The organism is Candidatus Limnocylindrales bacterium (assembly GCA_035571835.1).
Lineage (GTDB): Bacteria > Desulfobacterota > Binatia > UBA1149 > CAITLU01 > DATNBU01.
The window spans coordinates 1-19791 of record DATNBU010000022.1; the positions used below are offsets into that span (position 1 = coordinate 1).

The 19791-nt window shown below is 64.6% G+C and carries 21 protein-coding genes; 13 read left to right on the forward strand and 8 right to left on the reverse strand.

The window, feature by feature from the left end; all coding sequences use genetic code 11:
- On the forward strand, positions 1 to 2270 hold a 2270-nt coding region (locus tag VN634_09310), incomplete at its 5' end, for a vitamin B12-dependent ribonucleotide reductase (protein ID HXC51067.1).
- A 61-nt stretch (positions 2271 to 2331) separates the two neighbouring features.
- Here VN634_09310 and VN634_09315 read toward each other — a convergent pair.
- Positions 2332 to 2589 (reverse strand): hypothetical protein, encoded by a 258-nt coding sequence (locus VN634_09315; GenBank protein HXC51068.1) that lies wholly within the window; start codon positions 2587 to 2589, stop codon positions 2332 to 2334.
- A 166-nt stretch (positions 2590 to 2755) separates the two neighbouring features.
- On the opposite strand from VN634_09315, the gene eno reads away from it, so the two are divergent.
- From eno to VN634_09340, 5 genes are all read left to right on the forward strand, one after another.
- Positions 2756 to 4030, forward strand: coding sequence for a phosphopyruvate hydratase (eno, locus tag VN634_09320; protein ID HXC51069.1), 1275 nt, complete (start codon positions 2756 to 2758; stop codon positions 4028 to 4030).
- A gap of 189 nt (positions 4031 to 4219) precedes the next feature.
- On the forward strand, positions 4220 to 4432 hold the full coding sequence (locus VN634_09325; protein HXC51070.1) for a hypothetical protein: 213 nt from the start codon (positions 4220 to 4222) through the stop codon (positions 4430 to 4432).
- A gap of 304 nt (positions 4433 to 4736) precedes the next feature.
- Complete coding sequence (locus tag VN634_09330; GenBank protein ID HXC51071.1) at positions 4737 to 5075, forward strand: SCP2 sterol-binding domain-containing protein; 339 nt, start codon at positions 4737 to 4739, stop codon at positions 5073 to 5075.
- Positions 5076 to 5246: 171 nt separating this feature from the next.
- Positions 5247 to 5666 carry a hypothetical protein gene (locus VN634_09335; GenBank protein HXC51072.1) on the forward strand — a complete coding sequence of 140 codons (420 nt, stop codon included), beginning with the start codon at positions 5247 to 5249 and terminating at the stop codon, positions 5664 to 5666.
- A 163-nt stretch (positions 5667 to 5829) separates the two neighbouring features.
- Positions 5830 to 8025, forward strand: a complete 2196-nt coding sequence (locus tag VN634_09340) for an AsmA family protein (protein HXC51073.1) — start codon at positions 5830 to 5832, stop codon at positions 8023 to 8025.
- On the opposite strand, the gene VN634_09345 is transcribed toward VN634_09340, so the two are convergent.
- From VN634_09345 to VN634_09375, 7 genes are all read right to left on the reverse strand, one after another.
- Complete coding sequence (locus tag VN634_09345) at positions 7961 to 9034, reverse strand: NAD-dependent epimerase/dehydratase family protein (protein ID HXC51074.1); 1074 nt, start codon at positions 9032 to 9034, stop codon at positions 7961 to 7963. The two genes, VN634_09340 and VN634_09345, sit on opposite strands and share 65 nt — an antisense overlap.
- A gap of 5 nt (positions 9035 to 9039) precedes the next feature.
- On the reverse strand, positions 9040 to 9693 hold the full coding sequence (locus tag VN634_09350; protein ID HXC51075.1) for a class I SAM-dependent methyltransferase: 654 nt from the start codon (positions 9691 to 9693) through the stop codon (positions 9040 to 9042).
- The gene (locus VN634_09355) at positions 9690 to 10457 is read right to left on the reverse strand and encodes a glycosyltransferase family 2 protein (protein ID HXC51076.1); all 768 of its coding nucleotides are present in this window, start codon (positions 10455 to 10457) and stop codon (positions 9690 to 9692) included. Before VN634_09355 ends, VN634_09350 begins: the two co-directional genes overlap by 4 nt.
- A gap of 19 nt (positions 10458 to 10476) precedes the next feature.
- Entirely contained in the window at positions 10477 to 11532 is a 1056-nt protein-coding gene (locus VN634_09360) for an NAD-dependent epimerase/dehydratase family protein (protein ID HXC51077.1), read from the reverse strand.
- A 63-nt stretch (positions 11533 to 11595) separates the two neighbouring features.
- Complete coding sequence (locus tag VN634_09365) at positions 11596 to 12945, reverse strand: patatin-like phospholipase family protein (GenBank protein ID HXC51078.1); 1350 nt, start codon at positions 12943 to 12945, stop codon at positions 11596 to 11598.
- A gap of 66 nt (positions 12946 to 13011) precedes the next feature.
- Entirely contained in the window at positions 13012 to 13800 is a 789-nt protein-coding gene (locus VN634_09370) for a nucleotidyltransferase family protein (GenBank protein HXC51079.1), read from the reverse strand.
- Position 13801: 1 nt separating this feature from the next.
- Complete coding sequence (locus VN634_09375) at positions 13802 to 14944, reverse strand: phosphotransferase (protein ID HXC51080.1); 1143 nt, start codon at positions 14942 to 14944, stop codon at positions 13802 to 13804.
- A gap of 215 nt (positions 14945 to 15159) precedes the next feature.
- Here VN634_09375 and VN634_09380 point away from each other — a divergent pair, with 215 nt between their 5' ends.
- The 7 genes from VN634_09380 to nuoK are packed head-to-tail and all read left to right on the forward strand — an operon-like array spanning position 15160 to position 19779.
- Complete coding sequence (locus tag VN634_09380) at positions 15160 to 15516, forward strand: NADH-quinone oxidoreductase subunit A (protein HXC51081.1); 357 nt, start codon at positions 15160 to 15162, stop codon at positions 15514 to 15516.
- Complete coding sequence (locus VN634_09385) at positions 15507 to 16028, forward strand: NADH-quinone oxidoreductase subunit C (GenBank protein ID HXC51082.1); 522 nt, start codon at positions 15507 to 15509, stop codon at positions 16026 to 16028. Before VN634_09380 ends, VN634_09385 begins: the two co-directional genes overlap by 10 nt.
- 28 nt (positions 16029 to 16056) lie before the next feature.
- Positions 16057 to 17271: an NADH-quinone oxidoreductase subunit D gene (locus VN634_09390; protein ID HXC51083.1), complete on the forward strand. Its 1215-nt coding sequence runs from the start codon at positions 16057 to 16059 to the stop codon at positions 17269 to 17271.
- 28 nt (positions 17272 to 17299) lie between these two features.
- A complete protein-coding gene (locus VN634_09395; protein ID HXC51084.1) occupies positions 17300 to 17827 on the forward strand; it encodes an NAD(P)H-dependent oxidoreductase subunit E in 528 nt (175 codons plus the stop codon).
- Between the two features lie 4 nt (positions 17828 to 17831).
- On the forward strand, positions 17832 to 18947 hold the full coding sequence (locus tag VN634_09400) for a complex I subunit 1 family protein (GenBank protein ID HXC51085.1): 1116 nt from the start codon (positions 17832 to 17834) through the stop codon (positions 18945 to 18947).
- The gene (locus VN634_09405) at positions 18944 to 19465 is read left to right on the forward strand and encodes an NADH-quinone oxidoreductase subunit J (GenBank protein HXC51086.1); all 522 of its coding nucleotides are present in this window, start codon (positions 18944 to 18946) and stop codon (positions 19463 to 19465) included. The genes VN634_09400 and VN634_09405 overlap by 4 nt, the downstream gene beginning before the upstream one ends.
- Positions 19462 to 19779 (forward strand): NADH-quinone oxidoreductase subunit NuoK, encoded by a 318-nt coding sequence (nuoK, locus tag VN634_09410; protein HXC51087.1) that lies wholly within the window; start codon positions 19462 to 19464, stop codon positions 19777 to 19779. Before VN634_09405 ends, nuoK begins: the two co-directional genes overlap by 4 nt.
- Positions 19780 to 19791 lie beyond the last annotated feature (12 nt).

Below are 19791 nucleotides of genomic sequence, written 5' to 3' on the forward strand. Positions count from 1 at the left end.
TCGACGATACGATGGAGTCGATCCTGGACTGGTACCGCAAGGAAGGCGTCATCTTCAAAGGCGGCTCCGGCTCGGGCGTGAACCTTTCGAACATCCGCTCGTCGCGTGAGCCGCTGGTCGGCGGCGGAACGGCTTCCGGTCCGGTTTCGTTCATGCGCGCAGCCGATGCCTCTGCCGGCGTCATCAAGTCGGGCGGCAAAACCCGCCGCGCGGCGAAGATGGTCGTTCTCAACATCGATCATCCCGACATCGAGGACTTCATCCGCTGCAAGGGCGACGAGGAGAAGAAGGCCTGGGCGCTGATCGACGCGGGCTATAACGGCGCGATCGACGGCGAAGCGTACGGGTCGGTGTTCTTCCAGAACGCGAACAACTCGGTGCGCGTCACCGACGAGTTCATGAAGGCCGTCGAGAACGACGCCAACTGGCACACGAAGAACGTGACCGACGGCAAGCCGAACGCAGCGATCCGGGCCCGGCAGCTGTGGCAGCTGATCGCCGAGCAGGCGCATTTCTGCGGCGATCCCGGACTGCAGTTCGATACCACCATCAACGACTGGCACACGTGCCCGAACACGGGACGCATCAACGCATCCAATCCGTGCAGCGAGTACATGCATCTCGACAACTCGGCCTGCAATCTGGCGTCGCTGAACCTCATGAAGTTCACCGACCCGAGCGGCCGCTTCGATGTCGACGGCTTCAAGCACGCGGTCGACGTCATCATTACGGCCCAGGACATCGTGGTCGCGAAATCCAGCTATCCGACGCCGGAAATCGAGAAAACCTCGCACGAGTACCGCCAGCTCGGCCTCGGCTATGCAAACCTCGGCGCGCTGCTCATGTCGATGGGTCTTCCGTACGATTCCGACGCGGGCCGCACGTTCTCGGCGGCCGTCACGTCGCTGATGTGCGGCGAGGCGTACGTGCAGTCGGCGCGGATCGCCGGTGCGCTCGGCCCCTACGCCGGCTTCGCCGCCAACCGCGAGCCGCAGATCCGCGTCCTCGACAAGCACCGCGAGAAGTCGCGCGCGATCGACTCGGCCTACGTGCCGCTCGACCTGCTGTCGGCCAGCCGGGAAGTGTGGGACGAAGCTGCGACGATGGGCCGCGAGCACGGCGTGCGCAATTCCCAGGTCACGGTGCTCGCGCCGACCGGCACGATCGCGTTCATGATGGATTGCGACACCACCGGCGTGGAGCCCGACATCGCGCTGGTCAAGTACAAGAAGCTCGTCGGCGGCGGGATGCTCAAGTTCGTCAACACGACGGTCACGCGCGCGCTTCGCAAGCTCGGCTACGAGACCCGCGAGGTCGCCGACATCCTCGAGCACATCGACGAGAACGACACGATCGAAGGCGCCCCGCATCTGAAGGCCGAGCACCTCGCGGTCTTCGACTGCGCGTTCAAGCCGCGCTCCGGCGTGCGCTCGATCGAGCCCGGCGGCCACGTCCGCATGATGGGCGCGGTCCAGCCGTTCCTGTCCGGCGCCATCAGCAAGACCGTCAACATGCCGCCCGAGGCGACCGTCGAAGACGTCAGCCGCATCTACCTGGAGTCGTGGAAGCTCGGGCTCAAGGCGGTCGCGATCTATCGCGACGGCTGCAAGAAGAGCCAGCCGCTCAACACCGGCGCGACCGCCGAAAAGGCCGCGGCCGACGAGGCGGTAAGGCCGCAGCGGCGGCGCCTGCCGGCCGATTGCCGCTCGATCCGGCACAAATTCGATGTGGCCGGGCACGAAGGCTACATCCACGTCGGCTTCTTCGACGACGGCGCGCCTGGCGAGATCTTCATCAAGATGGCCAAGGAAGGCAGCACGATCTCGGGCCTGATGGACACGATCGCGACGCTGACGTCGATGTCGATGCAGTACGGCGTGCCGCTCGAGGCGCTCGTCAACAAGTTCGCCCACGTCCGCTTCGAGCCGTCGGGTTTCACCAAGAACCCGGACATCCCGGTCGCGAAGTCGCTGACGGACTACATCTTCCGCTTCCTCGGTACGCGTTTCGGTGGAGAGGCCGGCGCGGCGACGGCGGCGGCAGCAGTCGCGGCGGAAACGGCAGTGGCTCACGCTGCGCAGGCCCGTCAGGCGGCTGCGCCGGCGCGCCCGAAGCTCGAGCTTCTCGAAGGCGGACAGCAGGGCAAACCGACGGACTTCATCCTGTCGCAGAGCGATGCGCCGACGTGCTCGGACTGCGGCTCGATCATGATCCGCAACGGCGCCTGCTATAAGTGCCACAACTGCGGAGCCACCAGCGGTTGCTCGTAAGCAATCGCCGATGGGCGAACGTGCAGGGGAATCGTAAGAGCGACGCGCGGAAGACGGCAGGCTAGCGGGCCGCGGTCGTGCTCCCGTCCGACGGGAGCACGATCATGACCTCGCCGGGACGGACCCAGTTCTGGGAAGCGCGCAGCTCCGAATCGAGCGCGCGCGGGTCGTTCTGAAGCGCGTCCAGACGCTTCTCGAGGTCGCGGTTGGCCTGAACGCGCTCGAACACGCGTGTGGATCTCTCGGCGACGCTTCCCTGCTGGGCACGCAGGCCGCGAAAGCCGAACGGGCCGAGAAACAGGGAATAAGCGAGAACCATCGCGAAAACGCCAAGGGCGCGAACCATCCAGAGAAAGAATGTGTGAGACGAGCGCATCGGTTTCGCCCGCGACCCGTCGGGCGGCTGCGGGACGCTCAAGATAGCGTGCGGCCGCCTCCATGTTCAATGTCTGCGAGCCGCGCCCACACAAGGAGACCAGCGAAAGATGAAGATTGAGTCCGTAACGGCGCGTGAGATTCTCGATTCGCGCGGAAACCCGACCGTCGAAGCCGAGGTCCGCGTCGCCGGTGGATTCGTCGGGCGCGCATGTGTCCCGTCGGGCGCATCGACCGGTGCCCACGAAGCGCTCGAGCTTCGCGACGGCGACAAGAAGCGCTACGGCGGAAAGGGTGTCCTCAAGGCGGTCACGAACGTCTCGAAGATTCTCGCCCCGGCAGTCAAAGGCATGGACGTGCGCGACCAGCGGGCGATCGATCGCAAGATGATCGACCTCGACGGTACGCCGAACAAAGGCCGTATCGGCGCCAATGCGATCCTCGGCGTCTCGCTTGCCGCGGCGCACGCGGCCGCAGCCGCGACCGGGCAGCCGCTGTTCCGCTCGATCGGCGGCGCGAAGGCGAGGATCCTGCCCGTTCCGCTCATGAACATCGTCAACGGCGGTGCCCATGCGGACAACCGGCTCGACTTCCAGGAGTTCATGATCGTGCCGCACGGCGCGCGGACGTTCGCCGACGCGCTCCGGATGGGCGCCGAGGTATTCCACGCGCTCAAGGCGGTTCTCAAGGGGCGCAAACAGAGCACCAACGTCGGTGACGAGGGCGGCTTCGCGCCCGACCTCGCGAGCAACGACGCCGCCATCGGCGTCGTCCTCGAGGCGGTCGAAAAGGCCGGATATAAGCCTGGAAAGCACATTTCCCTCGCTCTCGATGCGGCGGCCACCGAGCTCTGGAAGGACGGACGTTACGTCTTCCACAAGTCGACCGGAGCCCGCCTGACGTCATCCCAGATGGTCAAGCTGTACGAAAAACTGGTCGGCCGATATCCGATCCTGTCGATCGAAGACGGTCTCGCCGAGGACGACTGGGACGGCTGGATCGAGCTCACGAAGAAGATCGGACGCAAGGTCCAGGTCGTCGGCGACGACCTTTTCGTGACCAATCGGGAGCGTCTCGAACGCGGCATCGAGGCCGGCGCGGCCAACTCGATCCTGATCAAAGTGAATCAGATCGGCTCGCTCACCGAGACGCTCGAGACAATCCAGACTGCTAAAAAAGCCCGGTATACATCGATGATTTCGCACAGGTCGGGCGAGACCGAAGATGCCACGATCGCCGATCTCGCGGTGGCTGTCGGAGCCGGTCAGATCAAGACCGGATCGCTTTCACGCGGTGAGAGAACGGCAAAGTACAACCAGCTTCTGCGGATCGAGCAGGCACTCGGGAAGCGAGCGGTTTATCCGGGTCGCGACGCCTTCGCATGACGTCATCTTTGCGCACATCACATCCGGGAATCGTCATGCACGTGCACGAATGCACGTTCTCGGGTGTGTTTTTGTTGACTACCTTGTCACAGGCTCACTATAATTCGTTTTGTATGCACGGGAGTGCATACGCGTTCGATGCTTCGCCTGCGAGGGTGATCGCGGATAACAGCTGAAGGAGGCAAACCAATGGCTGGAAGAAAGAAGGCATCGAAGAAGAAGGCTGGCAAGAAAAAGGCCGGCAAGAAGAAGGCGACCAAGAAGAAGGCTGGCAAGAAAAAGGCCACCAAGAAGAAGGCCGGCAAGAAGAAGGCCGGCAAGCGCAGGGCGAAGAAGGCCGCTGCACCCGCTGCCGAGGGTGCTGCCCCGAAGCGCCGCAAGAAAGCGAAGTCCCGCAAGTAGGACTTGGTCCGAAAGAACAACGACCTGATCCGTTAACAAAAAAGGTACGTCCGCCCGGTTCGTACCACCGCCAAACACCCTCACAGGCGAACACCGAACCCGTAAAGGGTTCGCAAGAAGCCCCCCGGAACCCCGGGGGGCTTTTTGTTGGGGCAGCGGGAGTGAAAATCGCCTCAATCCGGCTTCCTGTCATGGCATGCCGGGACGCCCGTTCATCGGAAGTTCTACTTCCCGCTTTGACAAGATCCGAAGCGTCCCCTAGGAAAGCCGGAAATTCGACCCCTTCGGAGGATCAGGAGATACCATGGCAGACGTACCTACCAGCGCTCAGCAAGTTTTCGACATGATGCCCTCGCGTTTCAACGCGGCGGCGGCGTCCGGCGTGAACGCCACGTACCAGTTCGACCTCACCGGCGATAACGGTGGAACCTGGCAGGTCGCAGTTGCCAACGGCACCTGCAACGTCGCGCAGGGCACGCCGAACGACAAGCCGAACATCACGATCACGATGGCGGCGAGCGATTACCTCGACATGATCACGGGCAAGCTCAATCCGCAGATGGCATTCATGGGCGGAAAGCTGAAGATCAAGGGCGACATGAGCCTCGCGCTCAAAATGCAGCAGATCTTCCCGAACGCCTGACAACCGACTGTTTGCGGCGCACCGCTCGGCGCGCCGGCAATCGGGACAGCAAGCAAAGAAAGGGAGCTTCGAAGGAAGCTCCCTTTTTTTGCGCTCCGCTGCGCCGGGCTTCTTGAATGGCCGTTTCTTGACGGGCGTCCCTCCTGAACATTACGGCGCACGGAGGTCCCCATGACGCATCTTCACCAACGCAGAATTCTGGCCGCGGCGTTCGCGGGCGTTCTCGCGACCGGCTCCGCCGCATTTGCGCAGACGACGGGCGGCGGAGCATCCGGTGCCGGCAGCACCGGTTCCATGGGCAGTGCCCCCGGCACGATGGGAACAGCACCCGGAGGCGCTCCCGGACAGCTCGGAACTGCGCCAAACAGCGCTCCGGGCCAGCTCGGCGCGCCTCCGCCGCTCGGAGCGACTCCGGGACTGTCCGGCACCGCACCCGGCATGCAGAATCCTCCTGGTGCAACGACCAACTCCGATCTTGGACGGCGTCTCGGCACCACCAGCCCTGATCCCGGCCGGCATCTCGGTACGACGACCAACGCGGATGTCGGCCGGCGACTTGGCACGACAAACAATGCCGACGTCGGTCGCTAGGCAGCGGTCATAGAAGCTCGCTGCGGAGATCTGTCGACTCCGTAGCGCAGCTCTGCGGGCACCTGCGCCGCTACGCGCCCCGGCTGCGATCTATTCGTCGCGCGCATGCGCTCAATCCACCACCGCGTCGAACAGCCCCGATCGCGAGGCGTCGTACTGTTCGATGCCTGCCGGCAACCGCAGCGGGCGATCGCGCGCCCTGCGCGTCGTTCTTGGAATCTTCGGTGTTCTCTTCACCGCTGTGCTCGTCGTTGTCATCGCACTCGCAGCCAACTGGAAACGTGCCCTTCCGTATCTGATCACGTCGACCACCGGACGGGAGTTCGTAATTCGCGGGCCCGGGCACCTGCGCATCCTGACCTGGCATCCTCACCTCGTGCTCGAAGACGTCACGTTCGGCAACGCTCCGTGGAGCAAGCAGAAGGAAATGGTCGAGGTCGGCCGCTTCCGGATCGGGCTCGCGCTTCGCCGCCTGCTGCACGGCGACATCGTCTTCCCGCGCCTCATGCTGGACCGCGCAATCGTCCGCCTCGAAGCGCAGAAGGACGGAACCAATAACTGGACGCTATGGCCGACCAAAGCGGCGACGCCGGATGACCGCACCGAAGTACCGGCGATCAAGAACGTGATGATCCGCAGCGCGCACCTGACGTACTTTCGTCAAGGTGCGCCCGAGTCGGACATCGACCTCCAGCTCAGCCAGGCCAGGGGCACGGTGGCAGCCAACGTGAGGCTCGATGCCCGCGGGCGCTACCAGAAAATGGACGCGAGGCTGGTGCTCAATGCCGGCTCGATCGCCGCGCTGCACGACGAGAAGACGCCGTATCCGCTCGACGTTTCGATTACGGCCGGCGACACGTCGGCGACCATCAAGGGACATCTCCGCGGACCGCTCGACCAGGGCGGTCTCGACGTGCAGATGAACATCAAGGGCAGCTCGATGGCGAAGCTGTTTCCGCTGATCGGCGTGGTGCTCCCGGATTCTCCGCCGTACAGCCTCGCCGGCCGGCTCGAGCACGAGACCAGCACGTGGCGCTACCGGGACTTCAACGGAAAAATGGGCGACAGCGATCTGTCGGGAGATCTCGCGGTCGCGCTCGGCGGCAAGCGGCCGATCATGACCGCCGACTTCCGGTCGAAGAATCTCGACTTCGACGACCTTGCCGGACTCGTCGGCGCGCCTCCGAGCGCGAAGCCGGGCGAGACGGCATCGGCCGAGCAGAAGGCCGAGGTTGCCCAGCAGGTGCGTTCGGGCCTCGTGCTGCCCGACACGTCGATCGACGTGCCGCGACTGCAGGCCATGGATATCGATGCACGGCTGCGTGCCGATCACGTCAATCCGCCGAACCATCTGCCGATCGACAAGCTCGACCTCAAATTCCTTCTGAAGGACGGGGTCCTGCAAGCAGCGCCGGCGACGTTCGACGTCGCCAATGGCCGCGTGGAGCTCAACGCAACCCTGCATGCCGACGGCGGCCAGCCGCGCGTCGAAGGCGACCTCAGCGCGCGCGGCGTACGCATCGCCCGCATCCTCGGAGACACGCCGTTTACCGACGAGACGCACGGGTCGCTCGGCGGACAGATCAAGCTCGCCATGCGCGGCCGATCGGTGCGCGAGATGGCTGCCACCGCCGACGGCAGCATCCGCCTGGCACTCGCCGACGCACGCGTCAGCCATCTTCTGGTTGAGCTGGCCGGGCTCGACGTGATGCAGTCGCTCGGTGTGGTTTTCCGCGGCGACGAGCCGATCCCGGTTCGCTGTGCCGCCTTCGACCTGACCGCAAAGGACGGCGACGTCCGCAGCAACATGTTCGTCATCGATACCGACGACACCAACATCACGGCCGACGTGCACCTGAACCTTGCGACCGAGAAGCTCGACATGTCGATCTCGCCGCATCCGAAGGACATCAGCCTGCTGGCGCTTCGCCAGCGTCTTCGCGTCGAGGGCCGGCTTGCCAATCTCGATTACTATCCCGATCCGCTCCGGCTCGGGCCGGTCGGCGGCTTCATGGAGAAGGTCGATTACCTGCTCGCGCCGATCGTCGGGCTGCTGACGCCTTTCGATATCGGCATCGGCGACAAGGACGACAACGGCTGCGCGGCCTTCCTCAAAGACCACACCGGCGGCAATCCGGAGCTCGCCGCGGCCGCCAGGGCGGCGGCGTCTGCGAAGGGGGCGGAGGTGCGGAATCCACCGTCGAAGAAAACACGCCCGGGATCGGGCAAGTCGATCACCGGCAAGTCGGTCGACATCAAGAAGGCTTTTTCCAAGCTGATCCCGAAAAGAAAGGTCAGCCGCCCAGAACCGGCGCCAGCTCGTCCTTCGCCGAGAGAATCCAGTCGTGCACATCGGTGACGATCTGTTCCATCGAGCGCGCCGGCGTCCAGCCGGTCGCCGAACGAATGCGCGAGTTGTCGGTGATGTAGACCGGCACATCCGCGGGACGGTTCTCGGCCGTTGATCCGATCTCGATCGTGCGTCCGGTGATGCGCCGGCAAAGATCGGTCAGCTCGACCAGCGAGGTCGAGCAGCTGCGGCCTCCGCCGACGGCGAACACGCCTCCGCGCAGCGACTCGAAGCGCGCGAGCTGGATCTCGACCAGATCGCAGAGATCGTCGATGTGCAGCACGTCGCGCACCTGCTTGCCGGTTCCGCCGTAACCGATGTAGTCGAGCCTGCCGCCGTAGACGTGGCGGGCTACCCAGAGCACGACGACGCCCTGATCGATCTTTCCCATCTGCCACGGACCCGAAAGGACCCCGCAGCGATCGACGATGGCATCGAGGCCGTGGGCCGCCGCGTATTCCTCGATGAACATTTCCGACGCGAGCTTGGTCGCGCCGTAGATCGAGCGCACGCCGCCGAGCGGAAACTCCTCCGAAATGCCGCGAGCCGACGCTCCGGCGATCGTCTGCTCGCCGTCGAGCTCGAAGCGCGTCGCGGTTTCGACGAGCCGAAGTCCGGACAGCGTGGCCACCGGATAGACCCGGCTCGTCGACAGGAAGAGCATTTTCGAGCCGTGCTCGCGGCAGTACTCGAGCAGGTTCAGCGTGCCGACCAGGTTGGTGTCGAGCACGTAGCGCAGGTCCGGCCCGTAGCTCGCAAGAACCGATGGCTCGGCAGCACATTCGATCAGCAGGTCGCACGCTGGAAGCGCCGCGATGTCGTCGGTGCTGCGCACGTCACCACGGACGAATTCGACACCGGCGGCCTCGAGGCGCGGAAGGTTCAGCTCCGAGCCTTTGCGCCGGAGGTTGTCGAACGCGATCACGCGCGCGGCGGGGTCGCTCTGCTTGCGATCGAGCGCGAGCGCCGATCCCACGAACCCGGCGCCGCCGGTCACGACGATGGTCGCCGGCCGCATCGTTTCTACTTCTCGGCAACCACGAGGAACTGCTTGCCGAGGATTTTCCAGACCGCCGGCACCTTGAGGTACAGACGCACCAGCCACGGATGCTGCGGAATGCGGCTCCTCGTCGTGTAGGGCAGGAATCTCGGAATCATCTTGTGGATGCGGAAGCCCGAGTTGACCAGCAGCTCGGCAAGGCTCCGCTCGGTCATCGGGACCAGGTGATCCCAGAAGTCCCAGTACGCGCCGCCCACGTAGCGGACGTTCGGCTGCAGCATGATGAAGCGTCCCCCGGGACGAAGCTTGCGCCGGACTTCTTCGACCACGCTGCGGACCTCGTCCTTGCTTGCGAGATGCTCGAAGAAGTTCGATTCGAATGCGACGTCGACCGATTCGTCCGCGATCGAATCCATCCGGAGGCACGACTGGTTGAAGAACGTGACGTCGGGCCGCAGGAACTTCTTCGCGTCGGGATTGATGTCGATGGCAATGCGCTCGCGGCAGCGGACCGCGTTGATGAACTCGCCGTATCCGCACGCGATGTCGAGGACGGTCGCATCGGCACCGACGAGATCATCGAAAAAGCCTTCGCACAGTGCCTGCCAGATCCTCTGTCGGCCGGCGTGATCCGATTCGGGAAAGCGCTCGCTGTAGAGCTTCGAGATGTCGGTCATCCGTGGCGCCTCGTGCGCGTGCGGCCCTTCACCATCTCGGCGTGGATGTCGTCGGCGATCAGCAGGCGTTCGAGCCAGACCTTGAGCAGCGTCGCGAGATACTTTCGTCCCATCTGACGTAGCCGCAAATTGGAGACTCCCCATGTCCGGCCCGACCAGCTGATCGGGATCTCCGAGATCCGGTAGCCGCGGATCACGCAGCCGAGCGACAGCTCGATGGTGATGTTGAAATGGCACGCCTGCAGCGGGCCGAGCCCTTCGATCGCTTCGCGGCGGTAGACCTTGAATGCATTGGTCAGGTCGTTGAAGCGCGTCAGGAACATTACCTGGAGCGCGCGGTTGACGATGCGGTTGACCGCCAGCTTGACCGGCGGGTAGGCGACCACCGTGCTGCCCTGACGGAAGCGCGAACCGAACACGCAGTCGTAGCCTTTTTCGAGCTCGCGAAAGCAGCGCACGAGGTCTGCCGGCTCGTCCGACCGGTCGGCCATGACGATCGCGACCGCGTCGCCGGAGAAGTTCTCGAGACCGGCGCGGATTGCACGGCCGAACCCGTTCGGCGGAAGGTTGTTGACGAGCACGATCTCCGGATCGGTCTTCATGCGCTCGAGGACGATGTCTTCGGTCTGGTCGTGGCTGTTGTCGTTGACGACGACGAGCTCGAAGTCGATCCGTTCACCGCGCAGCACCGGAAGAAACGCATCGAGCGTCCCCGGCAGGTTCTTCTCTTCGTTGTAGACCGGAATGATGACCGACAGCTTCACGTGTCGCTACCGGTGGCGGTCACGAGACTTTGGCAGCATCGTAAACGGCGGGGACCAGCTCCTCGAGGATGCGGTCGAAGCTGCGCGTGAGCTGCCACGACGGATAGTCGCGGCGGAATTTCGACAGGTCCGAGATGTAGCAGATGTGGTCGCCCTTGCGCGCCTCGTCGTGGTAGCTCGTGTCCATCCGGCGGCCGAGCATCGCTTCGATCTTTGCGATGCACTCGAGCACGCTCGCCGCGTTGTCGCGGCCGCCGCCGAGATTGTAGACCTCGCCGGGCCGCGGATTCTCCGCGAATGCCCAGATCGCCTGCATCACGTCGTAACTGTGGATCTGGTCGCGGACCTGCTTGCCCTTGTAGCCGAAGATCCGGTAGTGCTCGCCCGCCACGGCGACCTTCGCGAGGTAGTTGAGGAAGCCGTGCAGCTCGACGCCGGAATGCGAGGGGCCGGTCAGGCAGCCGCCGCGAAACGTTCCGGTGCGCAGCCCGAAGTAGCGGCCGTACTCCTGCGTCATCACGTCGGCCGCGACCTTGCTGGCGCCGAACACGCTGTGCAGGTTCTGGTCGATCGACTGGGTTTCGCGGATGCCGTCGTAGTCGGCCGGATCGGCGTAGTCGTAGCGGGTCTCGGTCTCGACGAGCGGCAGGGTGTTGGGGCTGTCGCCGTAGACCTTGTTCGTGCTCATCAGCACGAAGACGGCCTCCGGCGCGCAAAGGCGCGTGGCTTCGAGAAGGTTGATCGTGCCGACCGCATTGACGTCGAAGTCGTCGAGCGGACGCGTCGCAGCGAGATCGTGGCTCGGCTGCGACGCGCAGTGGATCACGAGCTCCGGGCGGATCTCACGCCAAAGGTCCATCATGCGCGAGCGGTCGCGGATGTCGGCGTCGACATGGGTGAAGCGCTTCGTGTTCTCGCGCAGTCTCGCGAGCATCCAGCGTGTGTCGCCCTTCTCGCCGAAGAAGTCGCGACGCATGTTGTTGTCGATGCCGTGGACGGTGTGGCCCTGGCCGTCGCACCACAGCACGGCTTCCGAGCCGATCAGACCGCTCGAGCCTGTGACGAGGATTCGCAAAGCGGGCGGAGTTTAGCGGGCGGTGGCAGCAAGGCAAGGAAGCCCGGATGCGCTACGCCGGTATTACGCGACGCCCAGACTCCGCCGCGGCACGTCGCGCAGCAGCACCTCGACCGTCGTTTCCCCGAAGCTTCCCTTGTTCATCTTCTCGAGGCCTGCGCGCACTTCGCGGCGGGTCATCAGGATGCCGTAGGAGCCGAGGATCTGCTTGACGATGTCGTAGTGCGTGTCGATCGTCTGCGTGACCGACGAGTAGCCGTAGCGGCCGGCGCGCGGGCCGTCCCACAGCGCGAGCGGATTCATCGAGAACATGTGCACGTCGGTCTCCGCCGGCTCGATCAGGATGATGTCGCCGCGGAACTTGGGATCTTCCTGGTACTGGCGGATGCCGTACTGCAGGCGCGTGTGCAGCAGCGTGCGGAACACCTGGTTGATCACGCCCGTCATGCCGCTGTCGGCGATCGGCGTACCTTCGGTGACCCACTGGCCGGTTTCCATGTCGAACCTGCGGTGCACGCGGTTGTTGAACGGGCGGAACGGGTTGTAGCAGATGACGAGATCCGCACCCTGCTCGATGGCAACGTCGATGTTGGCGGTGTGCCGCACTCCGCCGTCGACGTAGTCGGTGCCGTTGATGCGCGCCGGCTTGTAGAAGCCGGGCAGGGCGGTCGACGCCTGGATGGCCTCGGAGATCTTCGCCGATGCGTCCTGGTTGTGGCCGAAGACGACGCGCTCGGCGGTGTCGAGGTTCATCGCGCAGATATAGAGCTCTTTGCCGATGCGATCGTGGAACTGCTTGAAGTCGTTCGGGATGCCGTTGCGCTCGAAATTGTCGCGCAGGTAGTGCTCGATCGTCGAGTTGTCGAACAGGCCCGACGGCAGGTAGTCCTGCGGCATCGGGATGCGGTTGGCGAGGATCTCGCGGACGATCGGCGCGGCGACATCCTGAAGCGTCGAAAGCGACGGCTGTTTCTGAAACACGCGCAGCGCCGGACGCAGGCGGTCGACGAGGTGCGGCGAGCGCGAAATCATCTTCTGCAGCGTGCGCGGCATGAACAGCGCAAGGTCGGCGATGAATTCGGCCGGCTTTCTCAGAAGCTCTTCGTAGTTCGGATTGTAGAAGTGGCGCGGCATGAACTGCGAGACGATCGACGACGATCCGTCGAGCGCGCGCAGTGTTTCGGAAGGCGGCACGCCGGCCGCGAGCGGCGCGGAAAGAAGCGCGCCTGCGCTCAGTCCGACGTAAAGATCGAAATCCGTCGTCTTGCGATTGATGAGGAAATCGTCGAGCGCTTTCAGTCCGCCGAGCTTGAATGCTCCACCGGTGACGGCACCCCCTGCCAGCACCAGCGCAACTTTCGGATTCTTCTTTCGGGTGGACAGGTCACTCTTCTGAATGATCGTGATTCCCATTTGGCCCCCTTCGTCCCGATCGCGTGCCCAAACCCCCAACCTGAGCGTTGATCTTAACGTTCGACGCTACGCGTTGTCCAGCGACCGTTTTTGCATTGCACCGATCCGTTTTGCCGCCTGTTCGAGCTCGGCCGGAGTTCCGACCGTGATCCATGCGCCGTCGAACGGCAGGCCGGTAATCTTCTCTCCGGCATCGAGCATGGCCGGATAGGAAAGTTTCGTGATCGAAAACGGACCTTCGTAGTCGAGATATCGAAAAACCGCCGGTTCGAGCACCTGGACACCGGTGTACATCCACGGCTCGAGCGGCGCCTGCATTCCCTGCCGCGCGCGTCCGAGAAATCGTCCGACACGTCCGTCGCTCTCGGTTTCGATGATACCGAACGATTCCATCCTGGGGTCCTTGCGCAGGAGCATCGTTGCGATTGCGCCGCTCGCACGGTGAACGCGCACGATCTCCGTGAGGTCGACGTCCACGATCGTATCCGAATTCATCGTGACGAAAGTGCTGCCGTCGAGATAACGGCGTGCGTCACGAATTCCGCCGCCGGTGTCCTGCAGGATGTCTTCCTGGCTGTAATGTACGCGAACGCCGAAACGCGACCCGTCGCCGACGTGCGCGCGGATCTGCTCACCGAGATGATGAAGATTGATCACGACCTCGTCGATTCCGGCGCGCTGCACGGAATCGAGCGCATATTCGATGAGCGGTTTTCCGCCGACGACCACGAGCGGTTTCGGCGTCGTGTCGGTAAGCGGGCGAAGCCGTTCGCCGCGCCCGGCCGCCAGGATCATCGCGCGAAGCCCGCCGGTTTCGTCGGCATTGCCGCTTTTGCCGTTGCTGCGTGCGGCCAACCTAGATCCGTTTTCCGGCGGCGGTGCGCGGCTGGTCCGGCGTGCGCGCGGGATCGCGTCCGGCGATCTCGAAGAGCTCGGCCGTCGCACCGACGCCTTCGCTGGTTGCAAGCAGGCGGCGCGCTGTCCGGCAGACCGCCGGTAGAAAACCGAGATAGTGCGGCTTGCCCTTCACTTCGTTCAGATAGTGAAAGCGACCGACGACCTTGAGCACGCGCTGAAGCGCGACGAGGCGGTACGCGGCGCGCGTCGCATCGATGCTCGCGAGCCGTCCCGCCTGCTGGCGGGAGAAGTAGCGCGCGAGCAGCGTCTCTTCGAGATCGGGCGTGATGCGCTCGGGCGTGATGCGATCGGTCAGCAGCGACGCCACGTCGTAGAGCGCGGGCGCGAGCAGCGCATCCTGGAAATCGATCAGCCGAAGCTTTCCGCCGTGCACGTGGATGTTCCACGCATGATAGTCGCGGTGCGAGAACACCTGCGGCAGCGCGGCGAGGCGCGCCGCGACGGCGGCAAGCTCCTGCCGGCTCGCCGCGACCAGTGCCTGCGGTGCGTCCCTGTCGATGCCGTACTCGAGGAAATGCTCGAACTCCCACGCGAAGAGCCGCTCGTCGAAGGACTGTGCGAAGGCATAGCAGCCGCTGCCGTCGTCCACGGCGCGTGCCTGCAGATCGGCGAGCAGGTCGAGCGCGCTCGCGAAGAGCTCTTCGGTGCGCTTCGGATCACTGCCGGCCGCGTCCCAGAGCGGAACATCGCCGACGTCTTCCAGTACGAGGAATCGCCGATCCTGCGAAAGGGCATGAATCGCGGGGACGGCCTCGGTCCGGCCCGCCAGAAAACGGCCGACGTTGACGAACGCGAGCTCCTTCGGGCCATCCTTGCCGAAAACGCCGAGCTCCTCGGACGAAAGCGCGACCGCAGCATCCTGAAGAATCATCACGACCACGCTGTGGGGCGCGGCGCCGCCCGCGAGGTGGGCGCGGGCGTAGCTTCGCGTCGATGCATCCCCGCGCATCGGAGCGATCGATGCGACTCGGGCTCCCGGCCACGTCTGCCGGGCGACGCGGTCGCAGAACTCCCTCGCGTCTTCGAGGCCGGCGACCGGAGCGATGATCGGAGGCGTCGCGGGAGGCATACTGGGAGGCATGCTGGGCGGCATTCTGGGAACCATCTTGGCAGGCATCTCGCGGGTTTCGTACACAGCCACCTCCGGCGCGGCAAGCCTGTGTTCTGCGCAATCCTCGCCGGTTCGGATGGCGCCCCGGCTTTTTTGACATCGTGTCACGGGCTGGCGATAAGGCCGGGTTGCCGCCGGTCGAAAGGGGGCACAACTGCCCGCTTTTCCACTGGTACCCGATCGCAATGATGACCGACTACATCCCGGTACTGATTTCGCTCATCATCGGCGGCGTCATCGTCGGTGCGATGACGAACCTCAATCGCCTGCTCGGCCCGAAACGTCCGACCGACATCAAAAGCGCGGCCTTCGAATGCGGAAACGAGCCGACCGGGCCGGGGTGGGGGCGTTTTTCGATCAAGTTCTACATGGTGGCCATCCTCTTCATCGTTTTCGATGTGGAGGTCGTGTTCATGTACCCGTGGGCGGTCATCTACCGGGAGCTCGGGATGTTCGGCTTCGTCGAAATGATGACGTTCGTCGCGATCCTGCTCGTGGGTTACGCCTACGCGTGGCGCAAGGGAGCGCTCGAATGGCGCTAGACGTCCAGGATCTGGCCGCGAAGGTGGCCGCCGCCGTTCCTGCCAGCGACGCCCGTGCGGTCGAAGGATCGCTCATGCCGATGATTCTCGTCGGCTCGACGGAGATGCCCGAAGTCCTCCGGTACCTTCGCGACGCCCCCGGCCTCGAGTTCAAGCTGTTCGTCGATGCGACCGCGATCGACCGCGAGGCCCCGCAGGGCCTTCTCGAAGTCGTCTACATCGTGCGGTCGATCAGCGACTGGTCGGCCATGGTCGTGGTCAAGACCGTCGTCGATGCGGCCGAGGCGGTCATGCCGACGTCCTCCCACGTGTACGCCGGCGTCAACTGGGCCGAGCGCGAGATCTGGGACATGTTCGGCGTCGTCTTCGAAGGCCACCCGGATCCGCGTCGCATCCTGATGTACCCGGAGTTCGAGGGCCATCCGCTTCGCAAGAGCTACCCGTACCAGAAGCGCCAGCCGCTCACGCCCGAGCGCGATCCGCTGGCCAATCCGTGGCCCAGAAAACAGTGACGGCACGCGAGATCACTGAGCGCGAACGATGAGCACCGAAGAAACCCGAAAGAATCTCGCCATGGCCTCCGACCCGCTGTCGGAGATCATGGAGCTGCAGATGGGCCCTTCGCATCCGGCATGCCACGGGACCGTCAAGTTCGACCTTCGCCTCGACGGCGAGAACATTATTTCGATGGACACGACGCTCGGCTACCTGCACCGCGGCTTCGAGAAGATGTGCGAGCAGGGCACGTGGACGCAGGCGATCCCGTACACCGACCGTCTCAACTACGCGTCGCCGCAGATCAACAACATGATCTTCTGCGAGGGCGTCGAGCGCCTCTGCGGAATCCAGGCTCCCGAGCGCGCGCAGTACATCCGCGTGATCCTGTCGGAATGCTCGCGCATCGCCGATCACCTGACCTGCCTCGGCATGTCGGTGACCGAGCTCGGCGCGATCTCGGCCGGCTTCTACATGAACGAAGCGCGCGAGATGTACTACAACCTGAACGCGCACGTGACCGGTGCGCGCGTTACGGTCAGCTACGGGCGCGTCGGCGGCCTGACGCGCGACGTGCCGCCGAACTTCGAGCAGGAAGTGCGCGCGGCGATCAAGCGCACCGAGGAAGTGCTCATCGACAGCGAGAAGCTGCTCGAGCGCAACCGCATCTTCGCCGACCGCATGAACAACATCGGCGTGCTCACCAGCGAGCAAGCGCTGTCGTACGGCCTGACCGGCCCGCTGCTGCGCGCGACCGGCGTTTCCTACGACGTGCGCAAGGCCGCACCGTACATGCTCTACGACCGCTTCGACTTCGAGGTTCCGGTCGGCACCAAGGGCGACAACTTTGACCGCTTCTCGGTCCGTTTCGAGGAGATGAAGCAGTCGATCCGCATCATCGACCAGGCCTTCAAGCAGATGCCGGCGGGACGCGTCAGCGTGGACGACCCGCGCTACGTGCTGCCCGACAAGAAAGACGTCTACGAGAACATCGAAGGCCTGATGAACCACTTCAAGATCGTCATCGAGGGCGTGCGCGTGCCCGCCGGTGAGATCTACTTCGCGGGCGAAGGCGCCAACGGCGAGCTCGGCTTCTACATCGTCAGCGACGGCAGCGGGCGCCCGTATCGCGTGCGTGTGCGTCCTCCGTGCTGGTACGGAATGGCCGCGCTCGAAGAGATGTGCCGCGGCCACATGGTCTCGGACCTCACGGCGATCTTCGGACTCGTCAACATGATCGGCGGGGAATGCGACCGCTGACGCGCGTCGCGGATCGAACGGACAACCGATGGCTCAGCATTCGACAACCGACGCCGCCGTGGACACGGGCCCGGTCTCCTTCGGCCCGAGGGCGATGGCGGAGTACAACGAGATCCTCACCCGGTATCCCGAGCGCCGCGCCGCGCTGATGCCGGTGCTGTGGCTCGCGCAGCGCGAGTTCGGCTGGATCAGCCCATCCGTACAGACGTACGTGGCCGGCCTGATGGATCTGCCGCAGGCCTGGGTCGAAGGCGTGGTCAGCTTCTACACGATGTACTGGCGGCGCCCGATGGGACGCTCGCACATCGCGATCTGCACCAACCTGTCGTGCTACCTGCGCGGCGCCGAAGACATCTATGACGCGGTCTGCCGGCGCACCGGCGTTGCCGCGGGCGAAGTTTCGGCAGACGGCAAATGGTCGATCGAGCGCGCCGAGTGCCTCGGATCGTGCGACACCGCGCCGATGCTGCAGCTCAACAACGACCGCTACGTCGAGAACCTCACGGTCGAGAGCGCCGTCGCGCTGATCGACAAACTGGATAGAGGCGGGAAATAGCAGCGTGAGCGACACCCTCCTCTTCGACTGGATCATTCCGGGCGCCAAGTCGTTCATCGTGATCTTCATGGTGCTCAACCTGGCGGCGATGCTGCTGTGGATCGAGCGCAAGGGCAGCGCGCTCATCCAGAACCGCGTCGGCGCCAACCGCGCCAGCATCCTCGGCATCATGCCGTTCAATCTCGGCTTCGTGAACACGCTGATCGCCGATCCGATGAAGCTCTTCACCAAGGAAGAGTTCGTGCCGGAAGGTGCCGACAAGTTCGTGCACGCGATTGCGCCGTTCCTCGCGCTGTTTCCGGCGGTCGTGACGATGGTCGCGGTTCCATTCGGCGACACCGCGGAGATCTTCGGCAGGACGGTGGAGCTGCAGGCGGTGCGCCTCGACGTCGGCGTGCTGTACGTCTCGGCGCTGGTGTCGATGGGCGTCTACGGCGTCGCGCTTGCCGGCTGGGCGTCGAACAACCGCTGGGCGCTTCTCGGAAGCATCCGCGGCAGCGCGCAGATGATCTCGTACGAGCTCGCGATGGGGGTCGCGCTGGTCAGCATGATCCTGTTCTACGGGTCGCTCGATCTTCAGGCGATGGTGCGCCAGCAGGGCGGGCTGTTTCTCGGGTTTCTCCCGAACTGGGGAATCTTCTACCAGCCGGTCGCGTTCCTGATCATCTTCGTCGCCGGCATCGCCGAGTCGAAGCGCGTGCCGTTCGATCTGCCCGAGTGCGAGTCCGAGCTGATCGCCGGCTACTTCACCGAATATTCGGGCGGCAAGCAGGCCTCGTTCATGCTGTCCGACTTCGCCGAGAGCGTGATGGTCGCCGGGCTGGTGACGACGCTGTTCTTCGGCGGCTGGCAGGTCCCGTACCTCTCGAAGGCCGGCCTCGCGCTTCCCGGCATGGCGACGCTTGCGGTTCCGGCGCTGGCGGTGACGCTGCTGCAGGTCGGCGCGTTCATGCTGAAGGTGCTGTTCTTCTGCTGGCTGCAGATCCTGATCCGCTGGACGATCCCGCGCTTCCGCTACGACCAGCTCATGCGCCTCGGCTGGCAGGGCATGGTCCCCATCGCGATCGCCAACCTGATCCTGACCGCCGCGCTCATCCTCTATTTCGAGAAACCGGTATGAGCCCGTTCCTCTTCTATCCGATGGCGACCGCCTCGGTCATTTTCGCACTTGCCGTCGTGCTCGCGAAAAGCCCCGTGCGCAGCGCGCTCGCGCTGGTGGCGGTGATGTCGCTGCTGGCGGTCTTCTTCGCGTTCCTGCAGGCCCATCTGCTGGCCGCGCTGCAGATCATCGTCTACGCCGGCGCCGTGATGGTGCTGTTCCTATTCGTGATCACGCTGCTCAACCTCGAGTCCGACCACGGCATCGGCGAGAAGCCGAAGGTCACGGCGGCGGGCTTCGCCGCCGGCGCGATCATTGCCGGCGGGCTCGCACTCGCGATGGCGCGCGTCGTCCAGCCGGCCGGAGCGCTGCTGCCGGCCGAATTCGGCACCACCGTCGTGCTCGCGCGGCAGATGTTCGGGCGCTACCTCGTTGCGTTCGAGCTCACGTCGCTGCTGCTGCTGGTTGCCGTCGTCGGATCGGTCGTGCTCGCCAAGCGCAGCGCGGCCGAGAATGCCGAGGAGGTCACGGGACATTGAGCGCCGCCGGTACCATCGGACTCACGCACTGGCTGGTGCTGTCGGCAATCCTGATGGCGATCGGCGCCATCGGCGTCGTCGTGCGCAGGAACGTGCTGATCATCTTCATGTCGGTCGAGCTGATGCTGAACGCGGCCAACCTCGCGTTCGTGGCCGCGGCCCACAACACCGGGGCGATGAACGGACAGTCGATCGTCTTCTTCGTGATGACGGTCGCAGCCGCGGAAGCGGCCGTCGGCCTCGCCGTGATCCTCGCGCTGTTCCGCAATCGCCAGACCATCGCCGCCGACGAAATCGCCCTGCTCAAGTGGTGAGCTGACAGGTAT

Coding starts and splice junctions, on each gene's coding strand:
- VN634_09315 (HXC51068.1), bottom strand. CDS start 2,589: ATGGTTCTCGCTTATTCCCTGTTTCTCGGCCCGTTCGGCTTTCGCGGC.
- eno (HXC51069.1), top strand. CDS start 2,756: ATGAAGATTGAGTCCGTAACGGCGCGTGAGATTCTCGATTCGCGCGGA.
- VN634_09325 (HXC51070.1), top strand. CDS start 4,220: ATGGCTGGAAGAAAGAAGGCATCGAAGAAGAAGGCTGGCAAGAAAAAG.
- VN634_09330 (HXC51071.1), top strand. CDS start 4,737: ATGGCAGACGTACCTACCAGCGCTCAGCAAGTTTTCGACATGATGCCC.
- VN634_09335 (HXC51072.1), top strand. CDS start 5,247: ATGACGCATCTTCACCAACGCAGAATTCTGGCCGCGGCGTTCGCGGGC.
- VN634_09340 (HXC51073.1), top strand. CDS start 5,830: ATGCCTGCCGGCAACCGCAGCGGGCGATCGCGCGCCCTGCGCGTCGTT.
- VN634_09345 (HXC51074.1), bottom strand. CDS start 9,034: ATGCGGCCGGCGACCATCGTCGTGACCGGCGGCGCCGGGTTCGTGGGA.
- VN634_09350 (HXC51075.1), bottom strand. CDS start 9,693: ATGACCGACATCTCGAAGCTCTACAGCGAGCGCTTTCCCGAATCGGAT.
- VN634_09365 (HXC51078.1), bottom strand. CDS start 12,945: ATGGGAATCACGATCATTCAGAAGAGTGACCTGTCCACCCGAAAGAAG.
- VN634_09375 (HXC51080.1), bottom strand. CDS start 14,944: ATGCCTCCCAGTATGCCTCCCGCGACGCCTCCGATCATCGCTCCGGTC.
- VN634_09380 (HXC51081.1), top strand. CDS start 15,160: ATGATGACCGACTACATCCCGGTACTGATTTCGCTCATCATCGGCGGC.
- VN634_09385 (HXC51082.1), top strand. CDS start 15,507: ATGGCGCTAGACGTCCAGGATCTGGCCGCGAAGGTGGCCGCCGCCGTT.
- VN634_09390 (HXC51083.1), top strand. CDS start 16,057: ATGAGCACCGAAGAAACCCGAAAGAATCTCGCCATGGCCTCCGACCCG.
- VN634_09395 (HXC51084.1), top strand. CDS start 17,300: ATGGCTCAGCATTCGACAACCGACGCCGCCGTGGACACGGGCCCGGTC.
- VN634_09405 (HXC51086.1), top strand. CDS start 18,944: ATGAGCCCGTTCCTCTTCTATCCGATGGCGACCGCCTCGGTCATTTTC.